Annotated in this window: 10 protein-coding genes; 2 read left to right on the top strand and 8 right to left on the bottom strand. The window is 63.9% G+C overall.

Going from position 1 to position 23133, the window contains the following annotated elements; all coding sequences use genetic code 11:
- Positions 1-111 precede the first annotated feature (111 nt).
- From PXH66_RS17965 to PXH66_RS17945, 5 genes are read right to left on the bottom strand one after another with little or no spacing between them, the layout of a single operon-like run.
- Entirely contained in the window at positions 112-1797 is a 1686-nt protein-coding gene (locus tag PXH66_RS17965) for a GH39 family glycosyl hydrolase (protein ID WP_330931106.1), read from the bottom strand.
- Positions 1798-1825: 28 nt separating this feature from the next.
- A complete protein-coding gene (locus tag PXH66_RS17960) occupies positions 1826-3058 on the bottom strand; it encodes a glycoside hydrolase family 28 protein (RefSeq protein ID WP_330932094.1) in 1233 nt (410 codons plus the stop codon).
- Between the two features lie 32 nt (positions 3059-3090).
- On the bottom strand, positions 3091-4467 hold the full coding sequence (locus tag PXH66_RS17955; RefSeq protein ID WP_330931108.1) for a TolB-like translocation protein: 1377 nt from the start codon (positions 4465-4467) through the stop codon (positions 3091-3093).
- 14 nt (positions 4468-4481) lie between these two features.
- The gene (locus PXH66_RS17950) at positions 4482-6029 is read right to left on the bottom strand and encodes an alpha-N-arabinofuranosidase (RefSeq protein ID WP_330931109.1); all 1548 of its coding nucleotides are present in this window, start codon (positions 6027-6029) and stop codon (positions 4482-4484) included.
- Positions 6026-7477 (bottom strand): sodium:solute symporter family transporter, encoded by a 1452-nt coding sequence (locus tag PXH66_RS17945; RefSeq protein ID WP_330931110.1) that lies wholly within the window; start codon positions 7475-7477, stop codon positions 6026-6028. The genes PXH66_RS17950 and PXH66_RS17945 overlap by 4 nt, the downstream gene beginning before the upstream one ends.
- A 906-nt stretch (positions 7478-8383) precedes the next feature.
- Between PXH66_RS17945 and PXH66_RS17940 the strand changes: the two genes are divergently transcribed.
- Complete coding sequence (locus PXH66_RS17940; protein WP_330931111.1) at positions 8384-11968, top strand: PAS domain-containing protein; 3585 nt, start codon at positions 8384-8386, stop codon at positions 11966-11968.
- Positions 11969-12105: 137 nt separating this feature from the next.
- On the opposite strand, the gene PXH66_RS17935 is transcribed toward PXH66_RS17940, so the two are convergent.
- On the bottom strand, positions 12106-16122 hold the full coding sequence (locus PXH66_RS17935) for an ATP-binding protein (RefSeq protein ID WP_330931112.1): 4017 nt from the start codon (positions 16120-16122) through the stop codon (positions 12106-12108).
- A gap of 239 nt (positions 16123-16361) precedes the next feature.
- Between PXH66_RS17935 and PXH66_RS17930 the strand changes: the two genes are divergently transcribed.
- Complete coding sequence (locus PXH66_RS17930; RefSeq protein ID WP_330931113.1) at positions 16362-16799, top strand: cytochrome b562; 438 nt, start codon at positions 16362-16364, stop codon at positions 16797-16799.
- A 443-nt stretch (positions 16800-17242) separates the two neighbouring features.
- Here PXH66_RS17930 and PXH66_RS17925 read toward each other — a convergent pair whose 3' ends face one another.
- Together PXH66_RS17925 and PXH66_RS17920 are read right to left on the bottom strand one after the other, a co-directional pair.
- Positions 17243-19624 (bottom strand): glycosyl hydrolase 115 family protein, encoded by a 2382-nt coding sequence (locus tag PXH66_RS17925; RefSeq protein WP_330931114.1) that lies wholly within the window; start codon positions 19622-19624, stop codon positions 17243-17245.
- 157 nt (positions 19625-19781) lie between these two features.
- On the bottom strand, positions 19782-23012 hold the full coding sequence (locus PXH66_RS17920) for a BNR-4 repeat-containing protein (protein ID WP_330931115.1): 3231 nt from the start codon (positions 23010-23012) through the stop codon (positions 19782-19784).
- Positions 23013-23133 lie beyond the last annotated feature (121 nt).

Genomic DNA, 23133 nt, shown 5'->3' with positions numbered 1-23133 from the left:
CGCGCGATAACACCTGCCTCTCGGCGCTACGCCACCGCGTGCATCGCGCGCAAGCACGCTCCTACCTTGGGGCTCTGAAGCGAACAGCATGGAGGGGGGAAGTTTTTCGGTTTAGAGATTCTCCCCGATCACGATGAGGGACACACCTTGGCGCGGCAGCGGAAAATTCAACGTGGCTGCTCCGTCGGTCACCGTGACCGCGGTTGCCGGTCCCAACGGCGTTAACGCCGAGGCGGCTTCGAGCGCGTCGTATTGCTCTTTCGTCGGGGCGAGGGGCGAACCCATCCGCAGCCACGCGGCGTAGGCGTTGCTGTGATCCTGATCGATGCGGTAGTGCGTGACGGGCCATGCGCGCGTCGCGAGCGGGAGGTCGGTGAGGTTGATGGTCACGTCGGCCTCGGGACCGGTCATGTCGTCATCATGGTAATGCCACACCAACACGGCGATCTGGTGGCCGTTGCGGCTGGCGAGCACGCCGACATCGGGATCGGCGCGCACGCCATCCGCGAGGATGGCATCGAGAGGCACCTGGTGATCGCTTTTCGCCGCGATGCGCTCGGGCCCCATGTGGGCAAACATGCGAAAGACATTCAGGACCGGCAACGCGAGACCATTGCTGGCGAGTTGGCGGAACCCCGCGAAGTAAGGCTGGTTTTCAAAAGTAAAGGCCCACGTCACCGCGCCTTCGAGGTTGGTGGCATGGATGTCGGCGAGGTCGTGTTTGCGGGCGAACGACGCGGCGGTGTAGCTCGAATACATGGTGCCGTTGCGGTAGGCGAGTTGGGGACCTTGGCAGGCGGCGCAGCCCTCGGGATCGGATTCGCCGATGATCACGGGAATGCCCGCGAGTTCGGGGTAGTCGCCAAACGTGGTGAAGGCGCGATCGATGGTGCGCAGTTGATTGGCGATGCCCATGCGCACATGGTCGTCGACGAAGCGCGGCGAGCCCTTGGCGTGGAAGGCCACGAAGTCCAGCGGCGTGCCGGTTTCCCCGGTGGCGTAGTTGGTGCCATGCAAGGCGTGGTCGAGAAACGCTTCCATGAAGGCTCCGCCACTGCCGGCCGTGTGCGGGCCGCCGACGCGAGCGGTGGGCAAGGCACGGCGCACGCCGGCGATGGCGTAATCGTTGAGTTTGAGGAACTCCTCGATGGTGCCACCCCAGTAGCCGTTGGGCTGGTTGTTGGCTTCGTTCCAGACCTGCCACCACCACGTCTCGACCTCGGCGCGGCCGTAGCGTTCGACGCAATGTTTGGTCCATTGGTAAACGAGTTCCTCCCACTTCGCGTAGTCGGTCGGGGGCATGCGCCAGCCGGTGTAAATCAAGCTGTAGTCGAAGCCGGGTCGCCACTCGTGGCGGTAGGGTTCGGGTTGCGAGGAGAGCGCTTGCGGCATGAACCCGATTTCGACCAGTGGACGCACGCCGCGTTCGAGACCACTGTCAAAGATGCGGTCGATGCCGGTCCAATCGTAGACGGGATTGCCATCGGCATCCTCGGTGTAGGCGTTGGTCGAACCCCACTTGAACGCGGGCGTGCCGTCGCCGGTATTGAGCAGGTTGTGCAGCCGAATAAAAGAGCGGCCGGGCGCGAGTTCACCGAGTTGACCGAGCAGTTTCTGCCCGTCCTTCATGGTGGCATAGTTGGGTTCGTCGCCGCCGTAGTAGCGCCAGAAGTCGCGCAGCGGACCGCTGATATCGCCGGCGTCGACGGTAACGGCGACGGGAAAAGATTCATCCGCCCCGAAGGTGGGCGTGAGGGTGGCGAGACCGAGGAGGAGGATACGATGGGGTAGGCGCATATGGCGGGGACGGAGTGATGCTGGGGAGTTAAGGGGTGACGGGCTGGTCGTTGAAGGTCGCGTCGCGGACGTCGAAACGCACGTTGGCGGCGCGCTCGAATGCGGGGCGGGTGAAGGTGAGATGCACGTTGTCCAGCACGATGGGGGCAATCGCATCACCGTCGTTGCCCACGATGCGTCCCGGTGTGCCGTAGTTACCGCTGATATTTCGTAACACAATTCCCGATACGCGCCGGCGCGGTGGCGGTTGCCCCTGCAAGTCGAAGAACTGTCGCCAGGGATTAATGTCAAAGAGACGACCTTCGCCTGCCAGGATGATGTTTTCGTAGGTCAGGTCCGCATAGTGTTGCGGGGTGTCGGGGCGCAGCTTTAGGCGCACGAGGTTGATGTTTCCGCGCACGGTGCAATTGCGCACCGTGACGTTGCGCACCACCGTGGCCTCGCTGCCGCAGGTGAGCACCCCGTGCCCCTTGAGGAAGGTGCAGTCTTCCACCAAAATGTTTTCGACCGGGGGGCTGTCGGCGTCGTGATCCGCGAGCGGACCCTTGCTGCCCTTGAGGGCGATGCAGTCGTCGTTCACGGCAAACGTGCAACCGCGGATGATGACGTCCTGACAACTGTCGACGTCGATGCCGTCACTGCTCGGGGCGGACACCGCCGCCTCGCGACCCGGAGCGGAGAACGACACCTTTTCCACCAGCACGTCGCGGCAGTTGTAGAGATGCAGGTTCCAGAAACCGGAGTCCTGGAAGGTCAGTTCGCGAACTTCGACGTTGGTGCAACGATCGATGAAGACAAGGCGCGGGCGTTCCACATCGAGATTGGTGAGACGCGAGTTTTCGCGCCGTCGCTGCCAGAAGGTTTCCCAAAACACGCGACCATTGCCATCGAGTCGGCCGGGGCCGGTGAGCTTCACGCCGTCCATCCTGGTCGCGTTGATCAACGCGAGTCGCCAGGGCTCGAAGTGACCTTCGATGCGCGTATTGCGCTTGGGATAATCGGCAATGTTGTCGGAGCCGAGCAGCACCGCATCGGCGGCGAGGTGCAGCTCGACGTCGGGCCGCAGGAACAGCGACCCACTGCGAAATGTGCCGGCGGGAATCACCACGCGGCCACCGCCGTCGTGGGCCGCCGCCGCGTCGATCGTCGTTTGGATGGCCGAGGTATTCAGCGTCGCGCCGTCGCCGACCGCGCCGAAGGTCGTCACGACGAAGTCGCGCGCCGCGACCGGCCAGGCGAGTCCCGCGAGCAGTGTAACCATTATGGTTACACTGCGGCAGAGGCGGGCAAGGCTCATGGTCGCCCGCGGTTGCGGTCGCCGTAGTCGGCCGGCGGGTGAATGTTGTCGTCGTAGGTGCGGGCGAGCCAGTCGGCGGGCACGGGCACGATGCAGATGTTCAATTCCCGGTCATCCTCGGTGAGCATGGCGGACTGGATGGAGATGCTGGAGCTGTCGGCCTTGAACGTCGGGTGGATGTGGTCGCGGGCCGAAGCCTTGTGACCAGTGGTGAGCAGGCGCATTTCGTTGGTGCGACGATCGATCAGCCAGAGATTGCGGCCGAAGTCGTCGCCCACGGCCCAACGGCCGTCGGGCGAGGCGTGCACGTGCCACAGGCCGCTGCCGGATTTGGTCTGGCCGGCGATGTAGAGCTCGTTGGTGCGCAGGTTGACAATGGCGAGCCCGGTCGGGCGCAAGCGGCTGGCGGCCTTGCCCCAGTCGTCGTCGACGCCGACTTTGCGGTGACCGAGAATGGCCATGGCGACCTCATCGGGGCCGGTGATGGCTTCGTGCGTGACCCAGTCGTATTCATTTTCTGGAAACAACGGACGCAGGCCGGTGCCGTCGGCCTGCACGATCCAGGTGCGTTGCGGCGACTTGCCGCCGGTTTCCCAGCAGAAGACGATCTCGCCGCTGACCCACGGGTTGGACTGGATATGGCCGACCTGAAACGGGACCGCCACGACCGGCGAAACCTCGCCCGTGGCGAGATCCATTTTGGCGACGCCGGTGGGGCCGGCACCCATGTTGCGCGGGCCGAAGTCGGGCTCGATGGCGGTGTCGGCGGGCAGCAGTGGCGCGGCCGCTTCTTCGAGCATGCGGAAGTAGACGACGTCTTCATCGGCATCGAGGGCGAGTTCCCCCGCGCCGTCGTAGGCGAGGGGAATGGTGCCGTAGACGGTTTCGTAAGCGGCGGCCGGCTTGAGGGTGCCGGCGGCGCTGTCGGCAAAGAGTTGGGCGAGATCGACGGAGACGACTTGCACGGGCGTGGGCGGATCGCCGCGACGACGCTCGGACGGGGCCTTGGTGGCGTGGTCGATGTAGCGATTGAAGAACAGGCGCATCGATTTTTGCGCGATGCAGAGCGAGCCGCGATAGCCGCCCTCGGTGACCTGAACCATGTCGCCGGTCTTCTCGTTGACGGCGACCGCGTTGCCGTCGGCACGACGCGTGCGGAAGATGGTCCACTCGCCGTCGGCGGTCCATTGCGGGTGGGTGGGATAGATCTTCGAATCGCCGCCGGGGGTGGTGGTGAGGAAGATGAGTTCGGCGCCGGTGACCGGATCGGTGACGACCTTGCGTTCGGAAGGGAAGCGTTGGCCGAGATGGGCGGACGCCGTGTAAGCCGCGGTGAGCGCGGCGATTATCAGTAGGGTGCGGAGTGGTTTCATGGGGAGGATTGGGATTAGAGTGAGAGCATCACCACGGACATCGCGGGCAATGCGACCGTGAGTGTGTTGCCGTCGAGAGACGCGCCGGTAAACGCGACCGGCACGACGGTGTCGGGAGCGTCGAAAGTGTTGTGGGTGTGCATGGAGGGCGCGGTGAGTATGCGTCCGCGCACGGTCGTCGCGGTCACTCCGTCGAGCGTGCAGGAGACGGTCTGGGCGTGGTGTGGATCGGTGTTGACCAGGGAGAGATGCAACGTGCCGTCGTCGCGGCGGGAGGCGGACGCGCTCACGGCCGGAATGGACGCGTCGCCGTGCGTGTAGTCCGGCGGGTCGAGTTCGAGCGGCACCACGGTGGCCCCCTGGTGGACCTTGAACATTTCGAAGACGTGATAGGTGGGCGTGCGCAGCATGCGGGGGCCGTCGGTGAGAATCATGGCCTGCAGCACGTTGATCATCTGGGCGATGTTCGCCATGTGGATACGATCGGCGTGGGCGTGGAAGATGTGAAAGTTCAGCCCGGCGACGATGGCGTCGCGCAGGGTGTTTTGTTGATAGAGAAACCCGGGTCCGGTGCCGGGTTCGACGTCATACCAGGTGCCCCATTCGTCGACGATGAGACCGATTTTTTTGTCCGGATCGTGGGCGTCCATGATCGCGCTGTGTTGGGTGACGATCTCGTCCATGCGCAGGGTCTGGCGCAGCGTGGAGAACCACTGGTCCTCGGCGAAGACCGTGGCGGAACCTTTGTCGCTCCAGTTGCCGGTGGGCAGGGTATACCAGTGCAGGGAGAGCCCGTCCATGCGGTGGCCCACCTTGCCCATGAGGGTCTCGGTCCAGTGGTAGTCGGTGCCGCTCGCGCCGCAGGCGATCCGGTAGATCGGGTTGGCGCGATCGTAGTTTTTAACGAAGGTGTTATAGCGGCGAAACAGGTCGGAATAATACTCGGGGGTCATGCTGCCGCCGCAGCCCCAACTCTCGTTGCCCACGCCAAAGTAGCGCACTTTCCACGCCCGATCCCGGCCGTTGGCGCGGCGCTGGTTGGCGATGGGGGAGTCGGCGTCGGAGGTGAGATACTCCACCCATTCCATCATTTCCTGCACGGTGCCGCTGCCGACATTGCCGGAGATGTAGGCTTCGGTGTCGAGGAGCTCGACCAGATCCATGAACTCGTGCGTGCCGAAATGGTTGCTCTCCACCACGCCACCCCAGTGGGTGTTGATCATGGCGGGACGTTTTTCGCGCGGGCCGATGCCGTCGCGCCAGTGGTATTCGTCTGCGAAACACCCGCCCGGCCAGCGCAGCACGGGAATGTCGAGCGCCTGCAATGCGTGCAGCACATCGTTGCGCATGCCGCGGGTGTTGGGGATGTCGGAGTCCGGGCCCACCCAGATGCCTTCGTAGATGCATCGCCCGAGATGCTCGGCAAAGTGGCCGTAGATTTCCGGGCTGATGACCGGTCCGGTCTGGTCGCCGTGCAGCGTGAGCGTGGCCTCGGCGGCGCGTCCGGTGAAAGTGGATAGCGCAAGCGAGCCGAGCAGAAGGAAAAGACGGGGGAACTTCATGAGCGGGTTGAGCGATGGAGGGTGGCGTGTCGGCCGCAGCCCCAGCGGTTGACGAGTAGGGCAAAACCGGAATTGAGCAGCAGCGTGATCGCGCCGACGTGCACAAAGTGCAGCGGGTGCGGCACGGATTCCGGGTTCGCCGCGTGCAACTGCGACCAGCCGGCGGTGCCCGTCCAGTAGAGCACGGCGCCAAAGACCAGGGTGGCGATGACCGCACGGGCATCGACGTCGTCGAACAGCAGCCCGATGACAAAGGCGGAGAGAATCGGAATACTGAATACCCCGATGAGCTCCTGGATGAGTTGGATGATGCTCTCCGCGCCGATGTAAACCGGCACCAGCGCGACGCCGAGGATGGCGAACAGCACCTGCACTGTCACGCTCAGGCGGGGCACGGCCGCCGCGGGATTGAAGTAGCGTTGATGCAGGTCGCACACGTAGAGCGCGGCGGAACTGTTGAGCGTGGAGTTAAAACTTGTCATGGTGGCGGCGACCATGGCGGCGGCGAACGCTCCGGTCAGGCCGGTGGGCAATACTTCACCCACAATCGTTCCGTAGGTGGCGTCGCCCAGCGGTCCGTGCAATTGGTAGGCACACAGACCGGGCACCACCACGATGAGCGGCACCAAGGTCGCACGGATGACGGCAGCGGCGTAACAACCCTTTTGAGCCTCCCGCAACGACGTGGCGGCGAGGGCGCGCTGAGTGATGGTCTGGTTGGTGCTCCAGTAGTAGATCTGCCACAGGATCATGCCGGTGAAGAGAATGGGCCACGGCACCAAGGACTCCGGACCACCGATCATGGTGAGACGCTCGGCCGGCACCTCCGACCAACTCCAGTCGACGCGATCAAGCGCCAGCACGGCGACGAGGGCAGCCATGCCGAAGAGCAACACCCCGCTGTAGGTATCGGATACCGCCACCGCGCGCAGCCCCCCGAAAATCGCGTAAGCCGCACCGGCGACGGCGGTCAACGTGGCGATCGTCATGAGGGACATTTCGAGCCCGAAGAGTTTTTGCAGAAACAGCGCGCTCGTGTAGAGCATGACCGGCAGAAAGACGAAGACGTTGCCAAGTAGAAACAGGGTCGCGACGGTCGCTCTGAGGTGCCCGCTGCGGTAGCGCCGTTCGAGCAGTTCGGTGACGGTGGTGCAACCCAGCCGGTAGTAGATCGGCAGGAACACCCATGCGAGGAGGAGCAGCCCCGCCACCCCGAACAATTCCCACCACAATACCAGCAGCATCTGGTTGCCGTTCCAGCCCACGAGGGTGTCGGTGTTGATGTTGGTGAGCGTGAGCGAGCCCGCGACGAACACCCAGGACAAGCCGCCGCCGGCGAGGAAGTATTCCTTCGCGTCGGAGCCCCGCCGTCCCGCCGACCGACAATGCCACCAGGTTAGCAGTGCGATGGCCGTGGTCAGACCGAGAAAGACGATGAGTTGAAGCATGGGGACATGAAGCCGAAGCATTTCGGCCGGGGTGATGCACAGGCGAAACATCGGGGCGGCCGGGGGCAATATTCACAAATTCGCACCGTCCGATCGGGCGCGGCGGAGGGGTTGCGCCCGGGCGATCTGAGCGGTGCGGACGGTCCCGTAGGATTGGCATTTGTCGGCATTCTCCCGGACGAATCCTTCACCTCGAAGCTCCCCCGCTGTGGCGGCTTCCACCACTCCCCCTCTTTTCGCGGGAAGCGTGTGGTGGCGCGGGAGGGGATGTCGTCCCGCAACGACCTAACCGCATTGAACCGCGAGCGTTGAAACGAAGATCCAAGGTCTGCCCACTGCTCAACCAGCCCCGCCGTCTCATGCGTGTATCCGCTTATCGACGACTAAAATAAATGCGGACACCCCTTAGCTAAGCGCCATTCCGGACCCCGTCTTTCCCGACCGCCGCGGAGCGATACGGGAGGCAGTCGAGACGGGGGGGGAGGATGCGATGGATGAGCCCTGTGTTTCCTCCCCGTTTTTGAATATTTACGGGATCCCTTAAACTTATGCCCCACCGGGTCGATAGTTCAGACTACACGCTTAGCTAATGAACTCTTTTCTGTTACAACTGCCAATAGGCCAACACTTGGGCGATTTCAGGTCTCGTTTCGCGGATATAATTCCACGTTCGTCATCGGTGCAGTCATTTGGCGGATGGGCATCTGCGGTCTTCGTGTCGATGGCACGGCAGGAGGTGTTCGTCTCCCGCCGCGGCGCGTGCGTTGACCTCGGTGTTCCTCGAACCCCCGTTCGACAGCCTTGAAACACACTGCGATAATTCTGTCGCTGAGGCGCGTTTTCAGGCCCTTGATGTGCATCCGTCTCGCGTGCCTCGCTCGGTTCGCGTGCGTGGTGACTCCTTTTGTGTCTCCGGCTTCGGGCCAGGAGACCCCCACGGTCACTTCCCTTGCGGACTATTGGAGTCTTGGCACGGGCGGTGGCGACCAGGAGTTTCCGTTGCGGACGCAGATCGATGTATTTTATTACGACTCGGATTGGAATGTTATGTGGGCCGACTGGGGCGGCACCGGCTGTTACATCTCACCGGGCACTAAACCGTTACCGCTGAAGTCGGGCCAGCGCATCGAACTCGATGGATTCGTGATCCCGGGCCAGCAGAAAATCCTTTGGGAACGCACCACGATCCGCGTGGTGCAGGATGTCGCCCCGTTCAAGGCCGTGCCGTTGCCCGTGCCGCTGTCGCGTTTCATGGAATTCAACCTGCGGCTCGTCACCGTGGAAGGATTGGTGTGCGAGCAGAGCGAGTTGGATAGCACCCATACGCGTCTGACCGTGGTGTCACCGGATTGGCAGCTGACCACGCAGGTTTACGTGCGCCCCGATAGTCCGATTCCCCAGCTTCGAGGTGCGTTTGTGCGGATGCGCGGCGTGTTTTCGGTGAAGGAGGATATTGCGAAACAATCGTCGGACCTCGAGATGTGGGTCAGCGATATTGAGGATATCGAAGTCACCTCATGGCTCGCGGAAGATGATCGGTTCGACTTGCCCAGCACTCCCGTAGAGAAACTTGCGGAGGCGCCCGGTGATGAGTTGGCTCGGATCGAAGGCGCGGTGCATGCGGTGGATTCTGGCGCTTCAATTACCCTGCGCAGTGATACTGGCGAAGTGCGGGTGATGACACGGCAAACACGTGCCGCTGAGTTGGGCGAAATGGTCGAGGCCGTGGGTTATCCCGAAATCGGCGGCGTGGAGTCGCGTCTGCTTCGTGGACTTGTTCGCATCCTGCCGGAGGTGGGCAAATCCACTGAGCCCAGTGGTGGAATCGCGTCTCCCAAGATGAAGTTCCGTCTCACCGATCAGATCCGCCACCTCAATCCCGCCGATGCGAGACGGGGTTATTTAGCGGATGTCCGCGGCGTGGTTACGTGGAGCGATCCGGAACTGGGATCGTTCTTCCTCCTGGACAGCAGTGGGGGAATCGAAGTGCATCTGCCCTCCGACGGTTCCATCCCTGCGCCAGCATTCGGGATGGACGTCATTGTCGAAGGCCAGGTCCAGTCGGGCAACTTTGTGCCTGCGGTGCAGGCGACGGGATTGAGACCCGCCATGGGCCGCACCCTTCCATCTCCGAAGCCGCTCACTTTCGATCAGGCGATGACGGGATTCAATTACGGCGGGTGGACTGAGTTTCGAGGCTACGTCCACGCAGTGGCTCGGGAGTTCGGTGATCTCACCCGGATCTCTCTGACGACCTCCGCAGGCGATTTGGTCCTCCTCGTGCGCGGGTTCCCGCCGGAAAGGCCCCTGGTTGGTGCACTGATCAGTGCCCGGGGAGTGTGCGACGCGATCGTTAATGATCGGCGGGAGCTCACCGGCGTGCGGCTCTTGGTTTCTGCCCCTGATCTCATCGAGGTCGAGGAGCGGGCGCCCGCCGATATTTTTTCCATGCCGCTTCGTTCCATTGGCAGTCTGCTGCAGTTTGGTGGGACCGGGGACAGGGACCGGCGCGTGCGCATCTCGGGAGTGGTCGCCCTCCATCACCCCGGCACGTTTTTCTATCTCGTCGATGGCGACGATCGTCTGCTCGTGCTGAGTCGGCAATCCGGTGTCCTGCAGCCGGGAGACCGGGTGGAGGCCGTGGGGATTCCCGGCAATGAGGCGGGGCGGTTGGTTATTCGCAATGCGGTCTACCGACGCCTGGGGAGCGGGCCGGCCCCGGTGGCGCGCACGCTCGAGCATTCCGAATCGCCCAAGCTCGAGTGGGAAGGCATGACGGTGCGGCTGCAAGGCAAGCTCCTCAGCAAGTCGGACTATCCGGATTTCACCCGGCTGCAACTGCAACAGCGCAACGCAATTTTCGAAGCGCAAATGCCTGGAATCGGCGAAGATCCCCTTGTCGTCGGGAGCCTGCTCGAAGTGACCGGTATCTACCGGGTTCAGCTCGACGAATACCGGCAGCCGCGCTCTTTCTCGATCGAACTTCGCACGCCCGATGACATGCGCGTTTTGGCGCGCCCGCCCTGGTGGTCGTCCACCCAAGTGTTGTGGGTATCCGGCGCGCTGTTACTGGCGATGCTCATGACCGCGGGCTGGGGCATGTCGCTGGCCCACAAGAACCGACTCCTGCGCGACGCCGATCGAGAGCTGCAGGAGGCCAACACGGAACTTGAGAACCGGGTCGTCGAGCGCACCCGTGATCTGCAGTCCGAAGTGTCCCAGCGACGGGCTTCCGAAGACGCCCTCGCCGGGGAGCGACGACTGTTGCGCACGCTGATCGACAACCTTCCCGTCTATCTCTACGTGAAGAACACCAAGGGGCGGTTCGTGATCGGAAATCTTCCCCATTCGCAGCTGCTGGGCGGTGATTCGGACGCCAGTGTCGTCGATAAATCCGATTACGATTTGTATCCCGCCGAGTTGGCCGAGCGTTACGAGAAGGACGACATCCGGGTGATCGAAACGGGTGAGCCGCTGCACCAGCACGAGGAGCCGAGCTGCGCTCACGGCCAACCCGGCTGGTTCTCGACCACCAAGGTGCCGGTGCGCGATACGCAGGGCCGGATCGCCGGCCTCATTGGCATTTCACTGGATATCACCGAGCGGAAGAAGGTGGAGGAAGCCCACAACGAGTTGCAGCGTCAGTTGATCAACAGCTCGCGGCAGGCAGGCATGGCCGAGGTGGCGACCGGGGTGTTGCACAACGTGGGCAACGTGCTCAACAGCGTGAATATTTCGGCCTCCATCGTGCGCCAGACGCTGCGCAATTCGGAACTCAAGAGCCTCGACCGTGTGGCCGCCATGTTGCGCGATCACGATGACGATATGGGCAGATTCCTGACCACCGACCCCAAGGGCCGGATCCTGCCCGGCTTTATAGTCAAGCTCTCCGACCAGCTCGCCAAGGAACATGGGATCATGCGGGACGAACACCAGAATCTTGAGCAGAACATCGAGCACATCAAAGAGATCGTCGCGATGCAGCAGAACTATGCCACCGTCTCCGGGGTGACCGAGAAGATGATGTTGGCCGATCTCATCGATGATGCGCTCAAGTTGCACGCGGCCAGCTTCCAACGACACGGGGTCGAGATTGTGCGCGACTACGCCGACTTGCCGCCGGTGATCCTCGACAAGCACAAGGTCATGCAAATCGTCGTGAACCTGATCGTCAACGCGAAGCACGCGGTTGACGAGGCGAACAGCAACGGTGGCCGCATCACCGCCACGATCAGAGGGAGCGTCCCGGATCGTATCCAGTTAAGTATTTCGGATGATGGCGTCGGCATCTCGCCGGAGAACCTGACCCGGCTCTTCTCTCACGGTTTCACCACTCGCCCCAACGGGCACGGTTTCGGCCTGCACAACGGTGCCAACGCGGCGCGTGAGCTGGGGGGCTCGCTCACGGTCGAAAGCCCGGGTCTGGGTCTGGGCGCCACGTTCACCCTCGACCTGCCGATCGTGCCCGCCGGGTCGTCCGGGGCGGATTGAGGCACGGCTCTGCGATCGCACTTCCGGTGCCGTCCCAAGGGGGCCGAACCAGCGGGCGAAATTATGGGTCCCGTTGTGACAGGGCAGCTTCGCCGATGGGGTCGATGCGAAAGATCACCCCGTCACGACCAACGCATCTACGGGGCCGCTGACGGGGAAGCGTGCGGTGAAGCGGGAGGGGATGTCAGCCAACGTTCCAAGACCGCGGCGAGCAAAGGGGTGCGCACGGGTTTGGACAGGAAGTCATCCATGCCGACGGCAAAGCAGCGAGCGCGGTCCTCGGCGACGACGTTGGCCGTCAAGGCGATGATGGGAGTGCGGCTGGTCGCCAATTTTTCGATTTGTCGGATTTGAGTCGTGGCGGAAAATCCATCGAGCACGGGCATGTGGCAATCCATCAGAATCAGCGCGTATTTCCCGGGGGCGAAGGCCGCCACCGCCTGATCGCCGTCGGCGGCCACTTCGCTCTCGCAACCCAGGCGCTTGAGCAGTTGCAGCCCGACGCGCCGACTTGTGGGATCGTCTTCCACCAGTAGCACCAGCGGCGGTCGTCCATCGCGGGTGGGCGCCTGCCATTTGTTTTTTGATACGGTGGTCGTCGTGGTCGTCGTGACCGGCGGGCTGCGCAGTCCGACGAGGGCCCGTTGCCAGTCCTCGACACTGAGCACGGGGCGACGAAGCGCGTGCGGGACGGTGATCGGCTGGTTGGGGTCCGTCAGGGTGAGCGTGTGGGAGACGGGCCAATCCAGATCGGCGGCCCCGGTCGAATACGGTTTGACCAGCACGGTGGTTTCGGCCGGCGACCGGGCGAGCAGAGTCTTGGCGGGCGCAACCTCAAGCGTGCCGTGGACAGTGAGACCGAGTCGTTGCAGGGCGGTGACAGTGGCATCCAGCGTGAGCGGAGTGCTGCCGTGGACCACCGCGTGGGTGAAGGGCACCGGTAGGGCGGTCGGGGCGGTGGCCGGATCAGGGGGCAACGCCACGGTGAAGGCGAAGGTCGTGCCCACGCCCTCCTCACTGTGCACCTCCAACGTGCTGCCCATGAGCTCGAGGAGACTGCGGCAGATCGTCAGGCCGAGGCCGGTGCCGCCGAACCGGCGGGTGGTCGAGCTGTCGGCCTGGGTGAAGCGTTCCATCACGCGTTGCAATGCCGAGGAAGCGATGCCGATGCCCGAGTCGCGCACGGCGAACCGGATGCGGGTGGAATCCGTCGGGTCGGCGAGCTGTATCCGCAATTCCACTTCACCCCGGGTGGTGAACTTGGTGGCGTTGCTCAGGAGGTTGAGCAGGATCTGGCGCAGCCGCCCCGCATCGCCGTGCAAGTGGGCGGTGACGTCGGGCGTGAGAACCAGGCCAAACTCCAGACCCTTGGCAACCGTCTGCGGCACGATCACCTCGCTGACTTCGCGGGCGAGGCGGGGCAGGTCGAACGGCGTGTTGCTCAGCTCCACGTGGCCTGCCTCGATCTTGGCAAAATCGAGCACGTCGTTGAGGATGCCGAGCAACGATTCCGCGGACGACTGCAGGGTTTGCAGATGATCGGATTGTTCGCGGTTGAGATCCGTGGTGGAGAGCAGCTCGGCCGACCCGATCACCCCGTTGAGCGGCGTGCGGATCTCGTGGCTCATGGTGGCGAGAAAATCGCTTTTGGCGCGGCTGGCAGCGGCGGAAATCTCCGAGGCAACCCGGGCATCGCGGGCCCCCTGACGTTCCTTTTCCAGGGCCTCCCATTGAGCGGTGCGCTCATTGAGGCGGCGCTCGCGAGCGCGGAGAAACGCCCGCAATGCCCAGCCGATCAACCCGAGTCCAACGGCGATCACGAGGAGCCGAAACCACCAGGTTTCCCACCAAGCGGGCTCGAAGATGACCACGAGACGGGCGGGCGTCGGCTGATACCGACGCAGGTCTTCGCGCCACGCCTGGACCTGCACGACGTAGCGCCCGGGTTTGAAGTCGAGGAGTTGGACATGGCGCAGTTGGCCGACTTCCGCCCAAACGGTATCGACGGGATCGATACTCACCGCAAAGCGCACCAGCTCCGGAGTGCCCAGCGACACGCCGGTATAGTTGACAATCGCACGGCGAGTGAGCGGAGGCAGGACCACTTCGGGTCGCGTCGGGTCGACTGGGTAGACCGTGCTTCCCACCACCACCGACTCGATGACCGGTTGAGGGGCGACGGAGGTCACCGGAATGCTGGTGGGATCGATGACCGCCAGTCCCTTGTAGGTCGCGAACCAGATTTTGCCCCTCGCATCCTGATGAATGGAGGGCTGGAAGTTCGCCCGGATGCCGGACGGAGGCATGCCGTCGGCTTGGCTGAACAAGCTGAGTTGAAACGGTCCGGCCGCGGCGACCGCAGGGGGCAGATCTTGATCGGGCGACGGGAAGGTGAGACGCAGCAGTCCCTCGCCGCCGGCGAGCCACAGACTCGACTGTCCGTCGTCGAGCATAACGCCCCAATCGCCCTCCGGCAGATCCGCGGGCGTTGCCAGCCCCGTCCACTGATCACCGCGCCAGCGGCCGATTTCGCCATCGGTATCCGTCGCCCAGACGCCGCCACCGTGCGCGGAGACGAGCGCCTGCACCCGGGCCGCATATTCGCCGTGAGGTGCCGAGATGGCGCTGGGTTGCGCCGCGCCTTCGTCCCAACGCCACAATTGTCCCGTGCGCGTGGCCAACCACACCGCCCCGTCGGAGTCACGGGCCAGGATGGCGATGCCGGACGCGTTGGGTGCGGTGCCGGGTGGGGACCATTGGTGCCACGATCCGTCCGGGGCCTGCCGGGATACGCCCAGGTCGGACGCGACCCAGAGTGATCCGGTGCGATCGCGCAGCAGACCGCCGATATTGCGGCCGGGAACCTCGTCGGCCGGGATCGCAACCAGACCGGCATCATCACCCGGCATGGCGGTATGGAGCCCGTCGGCGAAGGAACCGACCCAGCAACGTCCGTCCGGATCGATCAACAGCGATTGCGGCCAACTGGACTTGGCGGGCCCCAGTGCCCAAAAAGGCGAACTGAAGGTGCCATCCCGCCATTGGCGCACGCCGGCTCCGTGGGTCGCGAGCAGGAACCCCCCGTCATGGGGCACCAGACTGTTGATGATTGATTGAGCCAACTCGTGGTCCTCCGTCGACAGGCGAATGGTGCGGGGCCGCAGACGCAGAATCCCACCGCCATTGGTGCCGACCCAGATATCGCCTTCCACATCCTCGAACATGCTCAGGACGGAAGGGTTGCGCAGCCCGACCTCGCGGGCGCGATTTTCAATGGTGCCATCCTCCCGGATGCGAAACAAACCGCTGACATAAGAGCCGCCCCACAATCCCCGTTGCTGATCTTCCAACATCGTCACTACGCCGATTTCTTGTCCCGGGGGGCGCGCGATCGTTTCGCGCCAGGCGCCCTCGGACCACTTTCTGATCACACCGTGATCGCCGACCCATACGCCCCGCTCCGCCGCCGGTTCCAGTCCATCGAAGAGGGGTTCTTCGTCGGCGGGATCGCCCTCGGCGATGACCTGCCATCCTGCGGGTAGTAGTCGGGCGAGCCACGCGTGGTCCACCGCCCAAAGCACACCCTCGCGGTCGATGATGATGCGCAGGGGGCCGCCGGGTCGCACGGAAGGGCGGGGCAACGCGATGGGTTCGAAGCGTCCGTCCTGCAATCGCAGCAGCTGGTTGCCTCGCGTGGCGTAAACATTGCCCGATCCATCCATATCAACATCCCGCACGATCCCGGTGGAAACGCCTTCGGCCGGGCCGAACCATTGCCAACGACCCTGCTGGTAGCGACCGACTCCCTGGGACGTGCCGACCCACAACGCCCCGGCGGCATCGACGTTGACATCCAGCACCATCGACTGGCCCAAAGCGGGGGCATCCGGATGCTTGATTTCGACGAACGTGAGTCCGTCGAAACGCAGGAGTCGACCGAATGTGCCGATCCATAAATACCCATCCTCGGTTTGGGCAAAACAGGTGGCGGTGACATCCGGGTAACCCTCGTCAATCTCCCAACTGCGACCTCGAAAAGCGTCGGCCAGCGCCTCGGTTGCGATGGGGACCGATGACGCAACCTGAGCTTGTGCCCAAATCGAACTCGCACCTAACCAACCCGATGCCAGAAGTATCCACCCGAACAGACGCATGCGCCGGGCACAGGAAGCGTAAAACCAACCCGGTGACAAGGTAGGTTCGTGTGCTTGGTGCTATGCCCTAGGAGAAACATGGTATGAATGAGGGATTACGGCCGCGACGCGGCCGATTTGATGCGGCGTGGGGCGGGATTCACCGACGGTGTGATTATCCGTTTTCACCGTTTCCGTTCATTGACCGCAGCAGGGCAATCCGTCTGACTGCAGTTCCGTTTCACCTGATGCTTCACCCTATGAAATTTCGCCACCTTCACCTCGTTTCCATTCTCACTGCATCGCTGTTCACGGCTCCGTTGGCCCGGGCCGACGATCACGACGAAACCCCGCTTGGTGAGCAGATGGAAATGATAAGCGACGCCTTCAAGTTGGTGCGCCGCCAAGTCGAAGATGCCAGTGCCAACGCCTCCACCCTCGAACAACTCGCCACCATCCGGGCGGCGGCTGAAAAAGGGCTCGCATTTGAACCCGCCTACGCCGCGGAAAAGCCCGCCGCCGAACGCACGGCATTCATCGCCAAATACCGGGAGGACATGCGGACCTTCATCGCCACGATCGACGAAGTTGCCGCCGCGCTCACAGCCGGTGACAACCCCTTGGCCACCGAACTCGTGGCCAAAATGCGTTCCGCCCAACGCTCCGGGCACAAGGCCTACCGCGCCCCGAAAGATTAGGGCGTGTGGTGTCATCGCCTCTTCAAGAGGAAGGCGATGGCAGTCGCGCCTCACCCGACGTTTACCCCCTGGGAACGCCGAGCTCCCGCTCGGCCCACGTTGCCCCTGAGAGAACGCGTTGCCCCTGAGAGAACGCGTTGTTCACACGAAGATCGCCAAGTCCACGCACTCTGAGTCTTCGCGTGCTCTGCGATCTTCGTGTAATATCTGCGGAATAGTTGGTCGGCAGAACCCGCCCCCTGGGAACGCCGAGCTCCCGCTCGGCCCGCGTTGATCATCGTCTCCGTTGTAGGCCGCCTGCGCGCAGGCGGCCTCACCGCACGGGAAATCACCGCAGATCTCGCCGTCGACGCGGATAATACCGGAACCAACCGCATCGATTTGTTCGCCGCAAAGAGGCGCCAAATATCACAAAAATGCCGGCCACCAGCGGTCTTTCGGCGTTAATCAGGACGGAGGCGGAGCTCATCGATAACGAGGCCGGGGCCGGCGGTGAGCGTGAGGGTGTGACGACCGGGCGTGAGCGGGCCGAGCTCGATACGGTGAGTGACGCGCTGGTTAAGCACGCCGTCGGCCCAAGCCGCCGAGCCGTCGGGCGTGGTCGCGTCGAGCGTTAAGGTGCGGTCGTCGTCGAGCGTGAGCGTCACGGGTTGGCCGTGCTCGGGATCGATGGGGTGGGTCGGGAGGCGGTGAAGCTCAAGGGTCCAGTCGTCGTCGGTGGTTGGCGGCACGTCAAAGGTGACGGTCAACGCCGCCTTTCGGGGCGTGTCGAACGGCCAGATCGTCAGCGCTTGCCCGCTGTGACCGAGGCCGGGGATGACGCGCCAGACATCGGTCGCCGCGGCCGGGAGATCGAGATCGATCGCGGCTCGGTCGGCAGGTTCGATCTTGGCGGGAAAGTGGGGCATTTCCCAGGCGCCGATGCGCATGGAGCGCCAGTCGTTGTCGGCGGGTTCGAGGCGCATGAAGCCGCGCCATTTGCCGTCGGCGATGGTGTCGAATTCGGCGGTGATGGCGTGCAGGGCGGAATCGGCGGCATGGGCCGTGGGGGCGTCGCCGCGTTCGCCGGCGAAATAGCGTTGGTTGGCGAGCGCAGCGCCGTGAATCGGATAGGAGACGAGCTGGAAAAAAGCGGCTTGGCGAGCGGGAGGCAGGGCCGCCGCAATGCGGTCAACTTCGGTGCGAAGCGTGGCGAAGGCGGCGAAGCGGGCGTCGATCTCGGTCGACGTGAAAGGGCTGGGTTGGGGCGACTCTTTGAGCGGCGTCCACCACTGCAGGTGCTCGGGTTTACGCACGCTGTTGAGTTGATAATAGCGATTCATCACGTCGGTAATGGCGTCGGCCTGGGCGGAGCCAAACTCGCGGGCGGCCCAGGCGGGCAGAAAGTCGGCGAGTGTATCCGGATTCCAACGACGGAGGTCCCAGGCCAGATCGAGAAAGAACTCGGTGCCGATCTCGGCGGGCTTGAGGTCGCCGACATTGACGATCCACACCTGATCGGCGCCGTGGGCGTGGGACTTGGCCATTTCCTCCCAGATGAGCGCGGGCGGCGTGGTATTGAGCCACAGGTAGGCCATGGGGCGGCCGAGATACGAAATGTGATAGTAGACGCCGAAGCCGCCGGAGCGCGCTTGTTCGTCGGGACTGGCAAAGTTGCGCACGTAGCCGAAGTTGTCGTCGGGCCAGACGATCGTGACGTCGTCGGGCACCGCGAGACCCTGCCGGTAAAGGTCGAGCACCTCCTTGTAGGCGCAGAAGATTTGGGGTGGGGGGGTAGTCGAGGAAGTGACGTATGTTTCGAGCAGTTCGCGTTGATCGGCGAAGACCTGTTCGAGGACCGTGATGCGTTGCTCGTCGCTGGTGGTGCCTTGGATGCCCGAGTCGTGAATGCCGCGCATGCCGAGCGTGTAGAGGTTTTCGTAGGCGCCGTTGGTGCGCATCCGCTCCTCCCAGTAGGCGCGCACGCCGTCGCGGTTGCTGACGTAGTTGTAGTCGGGTTTGGGGGCGGTCCATTCGCCGACGTTGTTGCGGAGCAGGGGTTCGGCGTGAGAGGAGCCCATGACAATGGCATAGGCGTCGGCGAGCGCCGCGTTGGCGGGGTTGAGGTTGAAGGCCTGCGTGCAGGCGTGCATGGCGGGCCACAGCGTGTTGGCCTTCAACCGGAGCAGCAGTTCGAAGACCTTTTCGTAGGTCTGGGGGCCAATGTCACCGGTCGCTGGTTCGAAGGTTTCAGCGGCCCACGGTTGGAGGCCCCAGTCCTCGTCGTTGAGGAAGATACCGCGATATTTAACCGATGGTGGACCGAACCGGCGGGTGCCGGGCGCAACGTAGAGGGCGTTGCGAGGTGCCGGGGCGACATCGGCCCACCAATGCCATGGCGAAACCCCGATTGCTTGAGCGAGTTCATACACGCCGAAGGCCGTGCCGCGGCGATCGCTGCCGACGATGACGAGGGCTCGGTCGACGGTCGTGATGACAAAACTTTCCCAGGCACCGGCGAGTTCGCCGACGTCCAACTTGCCCGCCGCGACGAGCGCGTCGATGCGCGGGTGATTCCCCAAGGTTCCCACCAGCACGAGCGGATGGGGGTGTGCGGATGTCGCGGCTTCCGCGGGGCGGAGGCCCGTGACACGCTCAATATCGGCGCGCACATCGTCTGCCGCCAGTCGGACCACCGCGTCGGCGGTCGGAGAAAGATTCCACGTGGCGGCGTGTCCGTTCGCGACCAAGGGAAAGGCATCCGCGGTCGGGGCGGAGGAAACCCAGGTCGCAGCGAAAGCGCGGGCGGTGGTGAGGAGTAGCAAGAGGAAAGCGTAACGTTTCATTTGTGATGGATGGGCCCTGCTCGGCGGGAAGTTCCGGCTGGCCGGGTGGGGCGTTCGCTTGCGAATGCCGGGGTCGGGTGGATGCGGTCGTGGCAAGCCATGTCCTCATGCGCGTGATCCGAAACCGTCGGCATGGTCTGGTTGGCGGCGGAGGGCTTTACGGTGTATTGGGCCGAGGAACGCCAAAGTCGGGAGTGCCGTCGGCGCGCCAGGGCACGGTCTGCACCCGGGTGTGGCGGTTGGGGTCGCGCAACGGGTCGCCGGAGATTTCGGCGTAGTCACGGGCGTGATACACGATGAGGTCGGTCACGCCGTCGTCGGCTTTGACGAAGGTGTGGTGGCCGGGGCCGTAGATTTGGTTTTCAGGCGAGCTTTGAAAGACCGGTTCAGCAGACTTGGTCCATGATGTTGGGTCCATGAGGTCGGCGTCGAGGTCGGCGGTGAGCATGCCCACGCAATACTCGGGTCCGGTCCCGGCGGCGGAGTAGGTGAGGAACAGTTGGTCCGGACCGCGCAGGATGACGGGACCTTCGTTGACGGCGTAGCGCACTTTTTCCCAATCGTAGTCGGGTTCGGAGAGCATCACGGCAGGGGCGGCCAAGGTGGTCGGCGAGGCAAGCGGGGCGATGTAGAGGTTGGAGTTGGGATGAGCTCCCATGCCTTTTTGAGCCCAGAGCAGGTAGGTGGTTTCGCGGTGCTCGAAGAGCGTGGCATCGAGGGCAAAGTTGTCCCAGCCGGTGTCGATGGGACCGAGTTCGGTCCATGCGCCCTCCAGCGGATTGGGCGATGCGTTTTCCAGCACGTAGATACGGAGGTGCCAGCGGTTTTCCGCGTCGCCGGCGGCGAAGTAGACATACCATTTGCCGTCGAGTCGGTGGATTTCGGGGGCCCAGATGTGATCGCCCATGGGGCCGGTGGCGTGTTTCGTCCAGATCGTCCGAGGCGCAGCGGTGGCGAGGCCGGCGATGGTGCGGGCGCGGCGCAGTTCGAGGCGATCATAAGACGGCACCGTGCCCATGTAGTAGTAAAAGCCGTCGTCGCCGCGATGAATGTGCGGATCGGCCCGCTGGAGGATGAGCGGGTTGGGGAAGTCGATCGAAGTGGCGGCGAGATCGATGTTCAACAGCGAGAGCGGTTGAGGCGCGAGGGTGGCGGCCTCGTGGTCGTTGCCGTCGCGTTGATGAAGGGTGGAGGTGAGGACCTGGATGGAGTGGCGGCCGGCGGCGGAGGCGTCGGCGGTCGGTTCCCAGGCTCCGAGATTGCCCGTGGGCAGCACCGTCGTGGTCCATGACGGGGACCGGGTCGTGATGTCGGTAGTGCTGATCAGCAGCGGGGCACCGTCGAACGCGTCATGGCGGAAGAGGAACGCCACGTCGGTTTTACCAGCGGATATGATACCTCGTGAAAACGGTGATCGTTTGGTGCCGCGGCCCGCGAGTTGGAAGTCGATGGTATTGGTGGTGAGGGTATGCCGGGTCCAGGTTCCCTGGGCGTGGCGCAGGAGGCGATATTGCGGTGCGACGTCGCCCGGTTCGCGCCAGTAGTTGGCGATCAACGGGCGACCCGCGGTATCGGCGGCGAGTGCGGGTGGATTCATGAGGTCGCTCCCGGTCGGGATGCGAGCCGCGTAAGCTGCGGTGGCCGCGTTGAATGGCACGTCGAGCGGACGGCCGTCGGCATCGCTCCACGTCACCCCGCCATCGTGGGACCGCGCGTAGGCGAGATCGTGGTTGGTGGCGACGTCGGGCGTTTCGCGCCAAACCCAGGCGAGGTGCAAGGTGCCGTGGGCGTCGACGAACGGCGTGGCGTAGGCATTGCGGCGGCCTTCACCGTCGATGAGATTGTCGTGCACCCGGGACCACGTGGTCGTGGAAGGATCGTAGCGATTAAGGATGAGATTGCCGCGGCCGGAGCCGCCGTCGCGATGGATGAAAAGCAAATCACCGTCGGGCAGCGGTAGAAATTGCGGATAGGTCACGCTCGACTCCTGGCGACCGAGCATGGGCTGTGGCTCGCCGAAGGTGAGCGGCGCGGCGGCGGAGCTGCGGGCGTATTGCAGCGGGATGTTGTGGTGACCCCACGCGAGGTGAAGGGCGCCGCTGCCGTCGAGTCCCAGGGCGATGGTATTGTGGGCGTCGGCGGTGGATCCGGTGAAGGTGGTGGGGTGTGTGGTCCACGCGCCGTTGGGCAGTTCCTGCGTGGCGATCACGACCGTGCCGTCGGCGGCGTAGTAGCCGGCATACTGGTGATCGGAGGAACTGACGAGCGACTGATGGTATCCGGGGGGAGCATTGATGGAACTACCGGCGAAAGCTTGGGGCGAGATTTCGGTCAAGGTGACGCGGGAGTCGGCCGCGGCGGGCGGCGGGATGAGATCGATGAAGGTGGGCGCGTCGCGGTCGCAGGTGAGATCCCCTTCGGCGGTGAGGTGCAGCTCCGTGACTTGGATGGAGCTGCGGCGAAGGTCGAGATTGTCGCCGTCGCCCGGTGCGATGGTCCCGGCGCGGCCGGGGTGGGTGAAATAAAACAGGTAGGCGCGATCGCCGCAGACCACCACACCGGGATGGCCGCCGTTGACGCCATCGTCGGGGCCGAGGCCAGGGGAGTTGAGCAGGTCACCGTCCTGCGCGGTCCAAGTGAGCAAGTCGTCGGAGTGATAGACGCCGAGACCTTTCCAGAGATCGACCAACATCCAATTCGTGCCGCGCCAGTGAAAGACATACGGACCTTCGCCGGGTCTTTCGCCGACACCGGTGGCCTTACCCTGGTCGGTCCAGGTGTAGAGGTCGGGACTATCGGCGTAGTAGATCGATTTTCCGTCGCGCTCATTGTTATACCACATGCGCCAGGTGCCGTCGGGTTGGCGGGCGACGCCGGCGTCGATCACGCGATCCGAGGCGAACTCGAGGGCGGATTGGTAATCCCAGTGGGCGAGGTCGGAGCTGGTGAGGTGGACGATGCGACGTGGGTGTCGCCAGTCTTCGAATACACCGGGGACCACGGTCAGATACATGTGGTGGGTGCCGTCGGGACCGGTGAGCACATCGGGTGCCCAGTGCGTGGGTTGGTCGCCGCCGATCTGGGGCGGGAGTGTGATGTCGGCATCGCCCCGTCGGATCCACGTGAGGCCGCGGTCGGCGGACTCGGCGATGCTGACGCGGGTGCCGTGCACCCAGGCGACGCCGGACAAGCCCGGCACGTTGGCGCGGCGGTTGGTGTAGAACATCCACCATGTCTCGGTGGACGGATTCCAGATCACGACGGGATCGGCGGCGCCGTCGAAGACCGGATCACGGTAGAGCGGTTGCGGCGCGGCGGGGCGATCGGCGGACAGGAACGGACTGGTGATCACCAGCAGCCAGAACAAGGCTAGGAGTCGGCGGGGCATAAGGGGTGGTGGCTCCGGGTTACAAACAGGGGAAAAGAGGCCAAACGCTGTTCGCTCCCCCGCCGCATGTAAAACCAACCCGATCCCGGCAAATTCGGACAGTCGGCAACGCCTTGATCGC

This window comes from Synoicihabitans lomoniglobus, from assembly GCF_029023725.1.
GTDB classification, from domain to species: Bacteria; Verrucomicrobiota; Verrucomicrobiia; order Opitutales; family Opitutaceae; genus Actomonas; species Actomonas lomonigloba.
This window is presented reverse-complemented; position numbering and strand designations above follow the sequence as displayed.

Bases quoted from the DNA above. Each gene is read 5' to 3' on its own strand.
- PXH66_RS17960 (WP_330932094.1), bottom strand. From the start codon at position 3,058: ATGGTTACACTGCTCGCGGGACTCGCCTGGCCGGTCGCGGCGCGCGAC.
- PXH66_RS17965 (WP_330931106.1), bottom strand. From the start codon at position 1,797: ATGCGCCTACCCCATCGTATCCTCCTCCTCGGTCTCGCCACCCTCACG.
- PXH66_RS17955 (WP_330931108.1), bottom strand. From the start codon at position 4,467: ATGAAACCACTCCGCACCCTACTGATAATCGCCGCGCTCACCGCGGCT.
- PXH66_RS17930 (WP_330931113.1), top strand. From the start codon at position 16,362: ATGAAATTTCGCCACCTTCACCTCGTTTCCATTCTCACTGCATCGCTG.
- PXH66_RS17935 (WP_330931112.1), bottom strand. From the start codon at position 16,122: ATGCGTCTGTTCGGGTGGATACTTCTGGCATCGGGTTGGTTAGGTGCG.
- PXH66_RS17925 (WP_330931114.1), bottom strand. From the start codon at position 19,624: ATGAAACGTTACGCTTTCCTCTTGCTACTCCTCACCACCGCCCGCGCT.
- PXH66_RS17945 (WP_330931110.1), bottom strand. From the start codon at position 7,477: ATGCTTCAACTCATCGTCTTTCTCGGTCTGACCACGGCCATCGCACTG.
- PXH66_RS17920 (WP_330931115.1), bottom strand. From the start codon at position 23,012: ATGCCCCGCCGACTCCTAGCCTTGTTCTGGCTGCTGGTGATCACCAGT.
- PXH66_RS17950 (WP_330931109.1), bottom strand. From the start codon at position 6,029: ATGAAGTTCCCCCGTCTTTTCCTTCTGCTCGGCTCGCTTGCGCTATCC.